This window comes from Leptospiraceae bacterium, assembly GCA_016708435.1.
Lineage (GTDB): Bacteria > Spirochaetota > Leptospiria > Leptospirales > Leptospiraceae > UBA2033.
Genome location: JADJFV010000007.1, coordinates 94,866 through 109,484, shown reverse-complemented (window position 1 = coordinate 109,484; position 14,619 = coordinate 94,866). Strand labels below are relative to the sequence as shown.

Sequence of the window (14,619 nt, the reverse complement as noted above, 5' to 3'; positions counted from 1 at the left end):
CCGATTTAGGAATTAGCCATTTAGATTACGTATATAGACTTTTGTCTATCGAAATATTTTAATTTGCTTCAATCACATCTTTTGCCTGTTGGGCAATTTCTAGTTCTTCATTTGTGGGGCAAACAAGAATTTTAATTTTACTTTTCTCAGTATTTATTTCACGAACTTGTTTACTACTCGCATTGTTTTTATTTTCATCTAATTCAATTCCGAGAGAGGATAAATCTTCCATACAAAGTTTTCGAATTTCTGTTGCGTTCTCGCCAATGCCCGCAGTGAAAACAATCGCGTCTAATTTTCCATCGAGTCCAACTAAATAGGCTCCAATGTATTTTCGAATTCGCTTTACATACATTTCAATGGCAAGCTTTGCATTTTTGTCGCCTTCTGCTTTCTTTGCTAAAATATCTCTCATGTCATTTAGAGCGGATATTCCCTTTAATCCGCTTTGTTTGTTTAGAAGTGTATCAATTTCTTTATAAGAAAGCTTTACATGGTCTGCCATAAAAAAAGGAATCGCAGGATCTAAATCTCCCGTTCTTGTTCCCATGATAAGACCTTCGAGTGGAGTCATACCCATGGAAGTATCAAAGCTCTTTCCGTTTTTAATCGAGCAAACACTCGCACCGTTTCCTAAGTGGAGGGTAATCAAGTTTACACTCTCAATTGGTTTGTTTAGAAACTGTGCCGTTAGTTTAGAAACATATTGATGCGAAGTTCCATGAAATCCATACCGACGAATTTTGTATTTTTCGTAGTATTCATTTGGAATTGCATAACGGTAATTACCTTCAGGCATTGTCTGGTGAAAGGCTGTATCAAATACGGCTACGTTTGGAACTCCTTTAAAGAATTTCTTAGCTGCATAGATACCGGAAAGATTTCCTGGATTGTGGAGTGGGGCGAGTGGAACATTAGACTCTATAGCTTTAATAACATCTTCGTCGATGATCGTAGGTTTGGTAAATGTTTCTCCTCCATGCACGACTCTATGACCAATGGCAGAAATTTCTGAAGAGTTTTTAATCACTCCGTCTTTAGTGGCAGTCAATAACTCATCCATTTCACTGATTCCTGTCTCGTGATCGGGGATTGATTTTTCTATGACGATACTTTCTTTTAGATTCACAGAGCTGAATTTATGCTTTGCAGTCTTTTCTCCAATTCTTTCTATGAGTCCAGAGGCTAATACTGATTTGTCATTCATTTCGAATAATTGGTATTTAATAGAAGAGCTTCCTGTGTTGATTACAAGTATTTTCATTTTTTACTCCTGAGCCTGAATAGCTGTGATGACGACTGTATTTACAATATCAGGAACCGTGCAACCACGACTCAAATCATTGACTGGTTTTTTTAAGCCTTGCAATACCGGACCTATCGCCACCGCATTTGCCGATCTTTGCACTGCCTTATACGTGTTATTCCCTGTGTTTAAATCTGGGAAAATAAATACAGTTGCCTTTCCTGCGACTGGATTATTTGGCATTTTGGTGGCAGCAACATCTGGATCAATCGCCGCATCGTATTGAATCGGACCTTCAATTAAAATGTCTGGCATTTTAGCTCTTACAAGAGCTGTTGCCTCTCTTACTTTTTCTACTTCTTCTCCTTTGCCTGAATCTCCTGTCGAATAAGAGAGCATAGCCACACGAGGCTCAATTCCGAATTGCCTTGCCGTTTGTGCAGAAGAGATAGCAATTTCCGCAAGCTCGGCAGCAGTTGGATTTGGATTTACCGCACAATCACCATATACCAGAACTTTATCAGGTAAACACATTAAGAATACACTTGATACAATCGAAAAGCCTGGTTTTGTTTTGACAAATTCTAGAGAAGGTCTAATCGTATGCTGCGTGGTATTGATAGATCCCGAAACCATTCCGTCGGCGTGACCTTTGAAAACCATCATCGTGCCATAGTAACTAACGTCACTCATCACGTCCTTTGCATTGTCCATTGTAATGCCTTTGTGCTTGCGAAGATCGTAATAGGTTTCACAATAATCTTGAAAGTCTTTGGACTGAGTTGGCTCTATTATAGTAACATCTTTTAGTTTGAGTCCGAGTCTTTTGATTTTTTCTTTGATTTCTTTTTCTTTTCCGAGTAGGGTAACGCGCACAACGTCTCTATCTATTAAAACCTCTGCCGCACGAAGAATTCTTTCTTCGATTCCTTCTGGCAATACAATATGTTTTTTTAATGCTTTTGCTCTTTGGATTAAATCAAATTCGAACATCTTTGGTGTGACGAGTTTTGATTTGTAGACAATCATTTTTTCTTTTAATTTCTTTGTGTCTACGTTTGATTCAAAGAGACCGAGGTAAATACTGATTTTGCGCTTATCCTCTGAGGCAACTTTGGAATCAATGCTATTGATCTGGTATACGGTGCGAAGAGTATCCTCTTTGGTAAGAACAACAGGAATATGAGCATCTAATCCTTCAATGATTTTTTTGATATTATCATCAGGACGAATTCCTCCAGTGAGAACAAGTCCCATTATGCGCGGGAAGTTTTTATTTTCTGCACATAGAAATCCACCTAGAATAATATCGGCTCTATCGCCAGATACTATCACAAGTGTCCCATCTTTGATATGATTTAAAAAATTTTCTAATCTCATCGATGCAACCGTAATATGATAAGCATGACGCATTAGGTATTGGCTTCCGTATAGAATTTCTGCATCCAGTGAATCCGCGATTTCTTTCATGGTGAGAGTGCTTAGTATATCGTTTTCAGGAATAAAGTTGATTGGAAAATTCGCACTCTTAACCTCTGGAGAATCCTTTAGAGCTATAAAGTTGTCTCTTGGAACACGAGTTACGATTGCGCCTAATATTGTGCAACCGGAATTGGAATAAGACTCGATCGCAAGATTCAAATCAGAAAGTATATCTTCATTCTCTTTTCGAGTAGCGGGTAACACTAACATAACCGGTGCACCTAGATTTTTGGCAAGCTCGGTATTGATTTCAAATTCAAATGAGCTAGTAGAGCCAGAAAAATCAGATCCTTCCATTAGTACAAAGTCATACTCTTCTTCTAACTTTCTATATTTCGCCATAATTGTATCAATTAAAACACTTTGCTTATCCTCTGAAATAAGAGTGAGAGCTTCATCCATTCCCATACCAAAAGTATCTTCATATCTAATTTGTAGATTATAATGAGTGCGAATTAAATTTATATCAGGATCCATCTCGCCATTTTCACGATTTTTTATAATAGGGCGAAAAAACGCGACTCTCGAAACTCCGCTTTTTAACAATTCCATGATTCCCATGGCAACTAATGATTTGCCGCTCTTCGGCTCGGTCGTAGTAATGTATAAACTCTTAGACAATTGATTCTCCTGTGCTAGTCAATGTATGACTACAACCATTTATTTTGGCAAGCGATTTATTGAAAATGGATGAGTTGTTTTAAGCTTTCCTGAATTGGAGAATGATTAGTTCTTCTTGAAATCTTTTGGAATTATTTATTGATATCTTTAAATGAATTTCTTAAATAAATTCTTGCATGAAGTTTTACATGGATTTTTGAGTGAATTTATGCATGGGTTGAACGGACGCCCATACGGAGAGTATTGCGCCCCGTTGGGGCTTTCGTAAATTTGCACATCTTTTTCGTTTTCTGACCTATATAGAGTAGGAGCCAAACTACTTTGTATATTTGTTCAACCAATAAAAGTAAACCCGCTTATATTCCTGCCTTCGAAAGATGGAGTCTATACAAATCTATATGGATGGATCACTGGGAAGAGTTTCGGAGAATTTATAACACAAGATTCTTATCGAAGTATGGAGAACTTTTTGACCTAACCCCATATCTTCAGATGTTGTCGGATATTAATACGTAGCCCCTTCCCTAAAAGGAAGGGGAATTAATTGTAAAATTTACTAATCTACCAAATCTATACTGTAAAATCCCCTTCCTTTAAGGGAAGGGGCTAATTGTCATTGTTCATCAAAAGTATAAAGTGTGGTGTTAGGTAGAACAAACGATTGATGTTTATGAATTCATGGCGCGGATGTTGTTCTTCTTGCCTGATCCCAATCGTAAGATGATTCGCTATTATGGAATCTATGCAAACCGCATTAAAGAAAAGCTTGAATTCATCGAACAAAGAACTTGGGCGCAGGCTATTGAGAATAGCTTTGAAGCAAAACCAAAAAACTGCCCTGACTGTTTTAAAAAAATCCCCTAACCCCTTTACGAAAGGGGAAAGCTGCAGCTAACCGTTGTTTATTCCTACTCAGCTAGAAAGACAATGGAAGGATTAAAAGAAACGCATACCTATCTGAATGGATACTTTCGACCAAAGGTTCGTCCTCCATAAATAATCTCGAATTATTACTTTTGAATTTTGAATCCTATTGACATTTTTTAAAGCCAAGTTTTTCTTGGATACCAGAGGTATATCTTGACAATAGTCGGGCTTTTAAATTGAGGCAAAAATTTTACCCCGTTTAGTTCATAATACCTTTTTTGAAAGAGACGCAAAATCGGATTTAAAGAGATGTTTAGAAATTAACAGAAAGAATGAAATTTAAAAATAAGAAGATAACTTTATTCCAAAGAATAATATTATAGGAAGGAAAATACTTACGGAATAGACAACACTTGGCACAACGAGTAATTCATACATTCTCGACTTATAATCATGTTCAAGGTCAATGAGTGAATTTGCACTCATTACGTGTGCTCTGCTTAAGACAAGGTCAAGTTCTCTGGCAAACTTGGCTCTATAATTTTCCACGCCACAATACATACAATTCTTTGATACAACATTATCCGTAAATTTAATTTCCGCTCCACAGGTTTTGCAACTTAAAACTTCTTCTAGCACGAATTCTCGATTTTTAAAAACACTGGGAATCTCATTTGTAAAACTCTCAAAGACTTTTCCCATTGAAATAATGAGTGACAAATAAAAACTTGCGGCAAATAAAAATGTAAAAGAAAAAATTACCCCATCAATAAGTTGCGATTCAAATAGATAATCAGTTTCTGAATTAATTCTTTTTGAGCTAGTAGCTAAAAATAAAAAAATTGCGACAATCAAAAATAAAGAAAAAATCATTCCTGCTTTAAATGGGACTGATGTAAGAAAAGAAAATTTTCTAAAAGTTTTCTGTATTTTGAGCAATTGATCATTTTGTGCGATACGAAGAATGATAATGTTTTTATATTCTTCCGGCATTTTAAATTCTGTATTGCAGCTATTACATTGAGTATCCGAATAATTAAAATTAATTGCTGCTCCGCAATTTTTGCAATTAAACGGCATTAATACAGTCTTCGACTCTAGCGGCAAATCACTTATTTTTTTCTCAAATGGTATGTAAGACTTACCTAGCTCAACTTGCCTTCGATACTTCAATACAAAGACTATACTCAAAATAAATAAAATTAAACTAATAATATCAAAAACAATAATTGCTATGTTCATAATTATTCGCCATCAAAAATAAAATATTCCTGCTCGTCAAATATTTCTGTGTTCTTTGTAAAAATCCAAGAATTTGCTCTTCCTTAAAAATATAAATGATACGACCAACCCACTTTCACCGAACTTGTCGTGATATTAGTCGCACCGTAAAATCAACAAATTATATGATTATGATAAATCTGAAGTAAATCCATAGTTGACTCTGGAAATATCTTTTCATAGTTCGGAATTAGCTTTTTTACATTCTTAAAATCGAACTCTTTTCCTGTGGCTTGAAATAATTCAAAAGGTCGGATAGTATAAGCTTTTAATTTGTGGGATAGAAGGAGATAGAATTATGAGAGAAGTTGAATGCAAATTCCTAGAAAGAAAAGTCTCTCCCCCACACCTGCGCCTCTGTGGCAAAAAATTCCTAAGTATACCACCAAGCCCAAACCATCAACGCGAACTGAATTGGAAGTCTAATCGTAAGTAACCACATTGGAATTTTCATGCCGGCACCTTTGGACGTAAAGTGGTAGATATTGGCAGGAAAGACTGCGAGGAGTAGGGCGATTACTCCCCAGGCGGCGAGACTTCTTGTTGCTTCTGGAATAAGTGCAATTCCTAAAATGATTTCCGCTACTCCACTGAGGTATACGAGCATTAGCTTCATTGGGAGGATGGGAGGCACAATGCGTAAGAAAAATTTTGGATTTATGAAATGCATAATACCGGCGAATGTATAAAAAAATGCCATGATGTAGAGGGTAATGATTTTTAGTTCCAAAATTTATTCCTTAAATTTTATCCCGTCGAATATCTTTTACTTTGTCTTCGAAGGTTTTGAGCGGCTGACGGTTTTCTGCCGCTATTACATTTTCTTTTCGTTGAATGAGTTCCAGGAGTTGACCTGCAATCTTTCCTAGATTTTCACTTAATTCGTGTAAGGATTCGGCGGCATGAACAGAGTCGAGTGTTAAGTCTGCTTTATTTTTATTTCTAATTTGAAATTCAGAGAGAGCATTTTTTTCGTCTTTGACTAAGGCGCATATGTTCTCAGCAATCTCGGTAATATTTTTTACATCACTGTTAATTGCAAAGCTTGCTTTTTCCTGGTCTTTAATACTTGCACTTAAACCACTTAAGAAGGATTCATTTTCTTCGACTACATTTGAAACTGATTCTAGTTTTGAGGAAGTTGCTTGAATCATCTGAGAACTTTTTTCTATGTTCTTAACTGTTGCATTTACAATCTGATGAATTTCTTTAGATGATTGTAAGCTTTGCTCTGCTAACTTTTGCACTTCCATGGCTACAACAGAAAATCCTCTTCCCTGTTCTCCTGCTCTTGCTGCTTCGATGGATGCGTTAAGCGATAAGAGATTTGTTCTATCGGCTATATCATTGATTGTTTGCGAAATGTTAAGAATCTTTTCAGATTGCGATTTCATTTCGTTTACCACTTGCATTGTATCATTTAAGAATGCTACACTTTCTGCTGAAGTCTCTCTTGCATGAGTGGCTCTCTTAGAAGATTCCTTTCCGCCTTTTGAAATTAGGTCAATAGACTCGGACATCTTTTGGGTTCGACTCGATATCTTTGAAATCATTTGGAGCTGTGCGTTTGAGATCGTATTGATTTCTTCTCCGTCTCCTACAATCTTATCAATGACGACAGTATCTTTTTGAAAGAAAATTTCTTGCTCTTTCACTGTTTTCTCCATCGTGCCTGTGTTATCTCTTAGCCGCTCCATCATATTTGTGAGGCTAATAGAAATTTCCTCTATCTTATGTAATAATTGCTCCATGACTGTGGTGTTGTATTTATACTTTGATTCGGATTCGGAAAGCATTCCCATGAATGCCCGCGTATCGTTTGCCAAATAAGAAATCGTGAAGCCAGCAGCCAATAAAAAAATAATCTTTGAAATTTCTGTCGGCACACGTAAATAATGTGCATCCAGTAATTTGGATGAATCATTTGTAAAAGACATCCATCCTGAAGATAAAGATAAAAGAATTAAAAGAGTATATAAACCCGCAGCGAAAAATCCTGTGAACAAAGAGAACTTCTTATCAAGCCGAAGTCCAGCCAGGCAAATATAAAGAAAGAAAACATCAAACGTAGCAGGCTCTTTTAGAGTTAATCCCCAACCGAAAGTTGAATCAAAGTGCATTCCATATTTTGCCCCAAAGACTCCTAATAAGTCAATACTCGTAGAAATATATTTGATCCAATAAGAATAGGAAAGTTTTGGAAGTGTTATTTCCCAAAAAATTGCACTTATTAACATTAAGGTGGCAATTAAAAATAAGGAATAATAAACGGGTGGTGTGCTTCCAGATCTATAGGCAGAGAAGGCAGTAATAAAAAATAAACCAATAAAGCCGAACCGGACATGGTTGATTTTTTTTTCCACTTCCAAGCTTTTTTCTTCGTATGATTTTCTAAATATTACATCTGAATCTCTTTTGCCCTTATTCTTTTCTTCGATCACGCTCTTCTCCTATTCGATAGTTGCTTTTAGTTTCATTATTAAATCACGGGCTTCTCTTTCTTCTTGATTTTTTTTGGCGATTGTCCATTTGAATTCTTTTGCCATGGTTGATGATACCGGTTTAACGAACTTAGCCGCTAAATCAAGATCTGTAAACAATACTCGCATTCGTCTACCAATAACATCAACTACGGATAATGCAAATTCACTTCTCATTGCATGAAGGACTTCTTCTTCAAAGTATCCCGATTCTCTTATAATTTCTCTTGGTCTTTTTCCTAAGATTTCGAATACTTCCCCGCCATAGTAATTTCGAAGGCGTTTGGCAGTGTCAATGTCTAGTTTGTAATCCTGAGCTATTCTAAGATACATATTCTCTGAATAGCCACCTTTGCCAATGAAATTGTAATTGTATGTCTCACAGGCTCGCACAGGAACTAATTTGCCAACCTGTATCATTTTATCTGTTAGGTCTTCTGCCATTTTGCGGTAGGTAGACCATTTGCCACCACTCATTGTGATCAGATTGGAGTCGGAGACTAACATCATTTCTTCTCTAGAAATATTCTTTGTATCCGAATTTCCGTCTGCTGAAATAAGAGGTCTTAGCCCCGCGAAGACAGAAAGTATATCTTCCTTCTTTAATTCGCTGGCTAGATACTCATTTCCTGTTTTTAAAAGAAATTCAACTTCATTTTCTAAAGGGATTGGTTCTCCTGTGATAGAATGGATTGGAGTATCTGTCGTTCCCATTACTACATGGTCTTCCCAGGGTAATAGAAATACTACCCGACCATCACTTGTCTTGGGAATAATCATCGCACTGCTGCAAGGAACTTTTGATTTTGCAAAAACAAGATGAATTCCTTGACTTGGAGCTAATATTGGTTTTGCGTTACTGTCGTCCATTTTTCTTACTTCGTCTATAAATACACCCGTAGTATTGATCACTAGTTTGGTGTTTACAGATAGTTCTTTTCCGGATAATAGGTCTTTAACTCTCGCACCGATAATTTTCCCTGAATCATTTTTTAGAAGAGATACTAATTCTACTTTGTTGCAAACACAGGCCCCTTCCATTTCAGCAGTTCGAGCCAGTAATACATTTAATCTTGCATCATTGAACTGTGCATCATAATATGCGATTCCACCTCTTAGATCAGTTTCTTTTACGGCTGGAAATTCTTTTATAAATTCTTGTTTAGAAATTCTTTTGTGTCCGGGTAAACCGCTGTCACCCGCAAGCACATCATACATGGTAAGACCGATAGAGTAGTAGGGCTTTTCGTAAAACTTATAGCTTGGCATTAAAAATTTAAGTGGTTTAACCAAATGAGGAGCGTTTGCTAGCAATCGCTTTCTTTCTGTGAGTGCCTCTCGGATCAATCCGAAATGCATCTGCGCGAGATAGCGAACTCCTCCGTGAATTAGTTTTGTAGAGCGACTAGAGGTTCCTGCTGAGAAATCTTTTCTTTCTATTAAAGCTACATTTAATCCTCGTAGAGATGCGTCATGCGCCGTGCCAGCACCTGTCGCACCGCCTCCAACAATTAAACAATCAAATTGTGTTTTGCTCAGTCTTTCTATTTGCTTTTTTCTTTCTACTTGTACTGCCATAATCAATTTCCTAACTCACATAATTCTGGTGGGGTTGTGTAATGATTAAGAAAATATTTCTTACAGAGTGCACAGAGTCCCCAAAGAGTTTTGAATTCTTCTCTGTGATCTCGGTGTGCTTTGTGGGAAATAATATTTTCACACAATGCCCCTAAATGCATCATTCTTATTGTTTTTAAAAACAAAATCCTTTTTTTGCAATGCTCAGAAAATTACTTAACTTCAAACACTTCTACGCCGTCCCAGGCATCGGGTGTTCCAAATTTCATATAATAATCACACCGACTTATGAAAAGAGTGGCGGCTTTATCATAAGGATTTGCTTCTGAAACAGTTTTAAATATATTGCGGGCAGTTTCAAAATCTTTTTGTAAATAAAATGCGATTCCTCTTTCAAACATTGGCTTGGAGTTGGATTTGAATTCCGCAATTTCTGGTGAGGGGTCATGAATGATTTCTAAGATTCCAATAGAATCCGTTTTTCCTTTTACTTGCACTCGACCAAGCATTCGGTATTGGTAATCATTTTGATTACCAAGTCTTTCAAAAATAGCATCACTGATTAAAATGGGAGCCCCGTAAATCTTTGTCAAACCTTCTAGTCTAGAGGCAAGATTTACCGCATCCGAAATTACCGTTGCATCCATTCGATTTGCTTCTCCGATTGTGCCTAACATCAAATTTCCTACATGGATTCCGATTCCTACTTCAATTGGTTTGTAGTTGGATTTGTTTCGAATTACGTTGTATTCTCTGACTGTGTTTTGCATTTCAATTGCTGCTCGAACTGCATCTTCTGGATGTAAGGGAAAAAGTGCCATTATCCCGTCACCCATAAATTTATCAATGAAGCCCTGGTTGTTTCGAATGATTGGACCGACTCGTTTTAAATAGGCATTTAGAAATTTGAATGTTTCTTCTGGAGTCATTGTTTCGGATAATGCGGTGAAACTTCTAATGTCACAAAACATCACAGACATTTCTGTTTTTGTTTGGTCGCCGAGTAGAACTTGTGTAATATCATCTCTATGTAAGAAGGTGATGAAGTCGGCAGGGACAAATCGACTGTAGGCGAGGTTCGTAGATTTTAAGTGAATTGAAAGAGATTGTGTTCTCTGGAAAGTCTTTGAAAAAATAAGAGAAAGAATAAAAGACTGAGAGAAAATAAAAATGAACAGTCCAAAGGGAGCAAGAAAGCTAGAACCATAAATCTCATTTACAACGATATCACCTATGATAGCAACAAAGAAAATCGTCCAACCCACACAGGCGGCAATTGCTCCCACTCGCTTGTGGATAATACAAACGATCAATACATAGATAGAATAGAATCCACAGAATAAAGTAAATAGCTGAAAATAGGGTAAGGTCTGCGTAAAGAAGAGAGGAGGGGTTAATATCACTATTGCGACAAATGTGCTACCGATGATGTTCATTACAATCCAAACTCTTCTTTTAAACTCCGTAGAATAAAGGTAGAATACAAATCCGGCAAATACCTGCGTGCTCACATAAAAGGTAGTATACTCAATTTTAATTTGTAAGTCCCAGTTGATATTGGGGATCATGGCTGTTATCCACGTCTCACCAGTAAATAGGATTCGAACGGAAATAATAAAACAAAATAGACCAAAGAATAGATAGGTATTCTCTTCTCTTCTCAAAATAAAAAGACCGAAGTGGTAAATGGTCATTATACAGAGAACGCCAAACAAAAAGAAATCGTAAAATAAAGCATTACTGTTTTGTTTTATGATATCTTCTTCTAAGCCAATGTAAAGACTTTGCCAGAGACCACCTTTTTTATGATTGAAATTAGAAACATGGGCGATGATTTCGATAGGATTTTCGGCAGTGAAACTGTGAATCTGGCTATTATAATGCGGCTCCATTTCTTTTCTAGAGACTCCAACCCGTCCATCCTCGGAGACTAGTTTACCATTAACCCATACTCTAGACGCAGTAGCCGCGTAACTGATTTTGATTCCAAGAGCTTGACCGATTTGAGAAGGAGGAATTGGAATAGTAAGGCGATAGGTGGCATATCCTTCTCCCGTTACAGTTTCTGAGTTGATTGCTTTTCCATTCCACGTTCCCGGAACAATGAGTGTGGCTGAACGAACGGGAAGTTTTTCTAATAGAAAATCCTTTGGCTCCAAAAAGCGCGACCAGAAGAAATCCCATTCCCCTTCTAGATTCAGGATTCCATCTTCTTTGAAGTCCCAGGTCACAGGTGTTAAATCCAATACACCGTTTACAGCTTTGGGTGCAACCTTTTGACTCTTGGATCTACAATCTATAAATAGGAACTGGAATAAAATTAAGAGGATTATGTATAAATATCTCATGCAAACTCAACTTATTTCTAAGAATAAACTTATTTAAAGTCTATTACTTAAATTTCAACTAATAAAAATGAGTTTCTCATTAGAGATAGAAAAAAATAAAGTCCAGAAGTATGAATCAAGTAGAAAGTTTTGAACTAATCAAGCGGGGAACTGTTGAAATCATCCCTGAGACTGAATTAAAAGATAAATTACAATTAAATCGCAAACTCATCATTAAGGCAGGGTTTGATCCAACTGCGCCGGATTTACATCTAGGACATGCGGTGCTACTTAGAAAGATGAAGCATTTTCAAACTCTAGGTCATGAAGTTCAATTTTTACTCGGCGACTTTACAGGAATGATCGGTGACCCAACTGGAAAATCAGAAACCCGTAAACGTTTAACAAAAGAAGACGTTGTGCGAAATGCTGAAACCTATAAAGAGCAAGTCTTTAAAATTCTAGATCCTGATAAAACCAAAATCGTTTTTAATTCACATTGGTGTTCCAAGATGAATTTTGAAGATGTATTGATACTTAGTTCTAAATACAATGTAGCAAGACTTTTAGAAAGAGATGATTTTAACAAGCGGTATAAAGCGGGTAACCCCATTTCGCTGATAGAATTTTTATATCCACTCGTGCAAGGGTATGACTCTGTTGTGATGGAAGCAGATATTGAACTTGGTGGAACAGACCAAAAGTTTAATCTACTAGTTGGAAGAGAATTGCAAAGAGATTATGGAAAGACTCCACAGACTGTAATTACACTCCCACTCCTTGTCGGACTCGATGGAGTTAAGAAAATGTCCAAGTCTCTTGGAAATTACATCGGTTTTAACGAAGATGCAATCAATATGTTCGGAAAAATCATGTCCATTTCAGATGATCTAATGTGGAACTACTTTGAACTACTCACTGATTTACCTAAATCGGAAATCGAAAATCGTAAATCTGCAATTTCAAAAAAAGAAGCACATCCAAAAGAAATAAAAACCGAACTTGCTAAACTCATAATGGATCAATTCCATTTACCAGCAAAGAATGCAGAAGCGATAGAAGAATGGAACCGAGTGCATAACACAAAAAACCGCGCGATTCCAGATGAAATTGAAACGATAAACATAGGCGAAGATGTATTTGCCTCAGGACAAACGCAACTATTACAGGTGCTAGCGAAGTATGAGTTCATTCCTTCTACCTCCGAAGGAAGAAGACTTGTGAAGGCGGGAGGGCTTTATTTAAACGAAGAAAAGCTTTCCGATGAAAAGTTAGTTCTAGAGAAAGGAAAAGAATACCTGGTAAGACAGGGTAAAAAAGGAAAATTTTTAAAAATAATAACATAAAATATGTTGACAAAATATTCTAATCCCTACAATAGCACCGTTCATGACTCATAGAAATATGAGAATGAAATTTCTCCTGCTTATTCTCCTTGTTTTTAGTAGAATTTTATTTTCCGCCGAAGTAAAACTTCGGTCGGAAAATGTTTTTCTTTGTGATATAATAGAAGAGAATCCAAATTCTATTACAATCCTATTTAAAAATCAAAAGTATAAAATTCCCCGTAGCGAAATTCTAGCGGTTAATCCCGATATTACCGGTCCACATAAATCATATCAAAATTCTATTCTGACTTTAGAAGATAACTCTGTAGTCAAAGGCTTGTTAGTCGAAGAAACAAAAGATATGGTAACAATCGAAAAAGACAAAGACCTACTCGCGATTCCTAAAAATACAATCAAAGAACTTAAGAAGCCAGAGGATAAGCCTTATTTGCTTCCTGATTCTTATAAGGTAATCGAAAAAGAAAAGTCAGCTTCTTCTTGGAGTATAGGTCTATTAGCCGCAGGTTTTAAAAATGGAAAGCTGGTAGGAGAAACAAACTACGCAACGTTTGGAGGAGGAGCTTTTATAGAGCCTTCCTTTTTAAAGTTTAGCGATAGATGGCTCATGGGCGTTCAATCTGAATTTTTAGTTCTTCCGGCGGAATCAATTATACATTCTTTCAAAACTTTCTATATATCCAATTCAACCATATTCTATTGGGTCAAAATTTATATTATAAAATTGGAATTGGTTCCTCTTATTTTTCTATGATCGAAAGCAGTCAGACTCAAAGTTTTTTTAGACCAGCAGTGACAGGCGAATTCGGCTGGCAAAATTCAATTGCAGATAAATATATCCTGCGCATCGGCATTCGCGAAAACGGAATCTATGAAAATCCAAAGCTATTAGATATGCTTGGTTTGCAAATCTCGCTTGGGTATCGTTTGTGATTTGAAGCTTTCAAAGAATACCACGGATGCACACGGATGAACACAGATGGTTTGTGTTTAGGGATTAAATCACATATTGTCATTCCCGAAATTTTCAATCGGGAATCTCAATGTCTAAAAGCTCTACTCCAGTCATTTCGAACATACGAAGGTGTTGGGTTTGCGACCAAGCAAACGGGGGGAACATCGTGAGAAATCTATCTGGCAAAGAAAGGAAGAAGATTTTTTACCACAAAGGACACAAGGGTTTTCACAAAGCTCACAAAGGTTCTAATTTTCATTGTGATCCTTGTGTGCTTTTCACTTCGCTTTGTATTGCGGATAAGAGAAATATAATGTCAGCAGTAATCTCAAGTAGGCTATCAAAGATACTCAAAGTCGTGTTTTTAGTATCTTTGATAGTATTGTTGATATTATCCTTAATAGTATCAAAGAGACGAAGGAAAGTAAAAGGGAGT

The 14,619-nt window shown here is 36.6% G+C and carries 11 protein-coding genes; 4 read left to right on the top strand and 7 right to left on the bottom strand.

Translation table 11 applies throughout. The annotated features are described in order from the left end of the window. Positions 1-58: 58 nt before the first annotated feature. A complete protein-coding gene (locus tag IPH52_12375; GenBank protein ID MBK7055823.1) occupies positions 59-1,264 on the bottom strand; it encodes an acetate kinase in 1,206 nt (401 codons plus the stop codon). Positions 1,265-1,267: 3 nt separating this feature from the next. After that, positions 1,268-3,349 (bottom strand): phosphate acetyltransferase, encoded by a 2,082-nt coding sequence (gene pta, locus IPH52_12370; GenBank protein MBK7055822.1) that lies wholly within the window; start codon positions 3,347-3,349, stop codon positions 1,268-1,270. 678 nt (positions 3,350-4,027) lie between these two features. Here pta and IPH52_12365 point away from each other — a divergent pair. Further along, complete coding sequence (locus tag IPH52_12365; protein MBK7055821.1) at positions 4,028-4,213, top strand: hypothetical protein; 186 nt, start codon at positions 4,028-4,030, stop codon at positions 4,211-4,213. Positions 4,214-4,555: 342 nt separating this feature from the next. On the opposite strand, the gene IPH52_12360 is transcribed toward IPH52_12365, so the two are convergent. The 5 genes from IPH52_12360 to IPH52_12340 all read right to left on the bottom strand — a co-directional run bounded on the left by IPH52_12360 (position 4,556) and on the right by IPH52_12340 (position 11,903). Continuing rightward, a complete protein-coding gene (locus IPH52_12360; protein MBK7055820.1) occupies positions 4,556-5,458 on the bottom strand; it encodes a hypothetical protein in 903 nt (300 codons plus the stop codon). A gap of 412 nt (positions 5,459-5,870) precedes the next feature. After that, the gene (locus IPH52_12355; protein ID MBK7055819.1) at positions 5,871-6,197 is read right to left on the bottom strand and encodes a DoxX-like family protein; all 327 of its coding nucleotides are present in this window, start codon (positions 6,195-6,197) and stop codon (positions 5,871-5,873) included. 40 nt (positions 6,198-6,237) lie between these two features. Beyond that, positions 6,238-7,938, bottom strand: coding sequence for a hypothetical protein (locus tag IPH52_12350; protein ID MBK7055818.1), 1,701 nt, complete (start codon positions 7,936-7,938; stop codon positions 6,238-6,240). Between the two features lie 9 nt (positions 7,939-7,947). After that, the gene (locus tag IPH52_12345) at positions 7,948-9,555 is read right to left on the bottom strand and encodes an FAD-dependent oxidoreductase (GenBank protein ID MBK7055817.1); all 1,608 of its coding nucleotides are present in this window, start codon (positions 9,553-9,555) and stop codon (positions 7,948-7,950) included. 212 nt (positions 9,556-9,767) lie between these two features. Further along, positions 9,768-11,903: an adenylate/guanylate cyclase domain-containing protein gene (locus IPH52_12340; protein MBK7055816.1), complete on the bottom strand. Its 2,136-nt coding sequence runs from the start codon at positions 11,901-11,903 to the stop codon at positions 9,768-9,770. A 110-nt stretch (positions 11,904-12,013) separates the two neighbouring features. Between IPH52_12340 and IPH52_12335 the strand changes: the two genes are divergently transcribed. From IPH52_12335 to IPH52_12325, 3 genes are read left to right on the top strand one after another with little or no spacing between them, the layout of a single operon-like run. Next, on the top strand, positions 12,014-13,228 hold the full coding sequence (locus IPH52_12335; protein MBK7055815.1) for a tyrosine--tRNA ligase: 1,215 nt from the start codon (positions 12,014-12,016) through the stop codon (positions 13,226-13,228). 43 nt (positions 13,229-13,271) lie between these two features. After that, positions 13,272-13,982, top strand: coding sequence for a hypothetical protein (locus IPH52_12330; protein ID MBK7055814.1), 711 nt, complete (start codon positions 13,272-13,274; stop codon positions 13,980-13,982). Further along, positions 13,979-14,161 (top strand): hypothetical protein, encoded by a 183-nt coding sequence (locus IPH52_12325; GenBank protein MBK7055813.1) that lies wholly within the window; start codon positions 13,979-13,981, stop codon positions 14,159-14,161. The genes IPH52_12330 and IPH52_12325 overlap by 4 nt, the downstream gene beginning before the upstream one ends. The last annotated feature ends 458 nt before the right edge of the window (positions 14,162-14,619 follow it).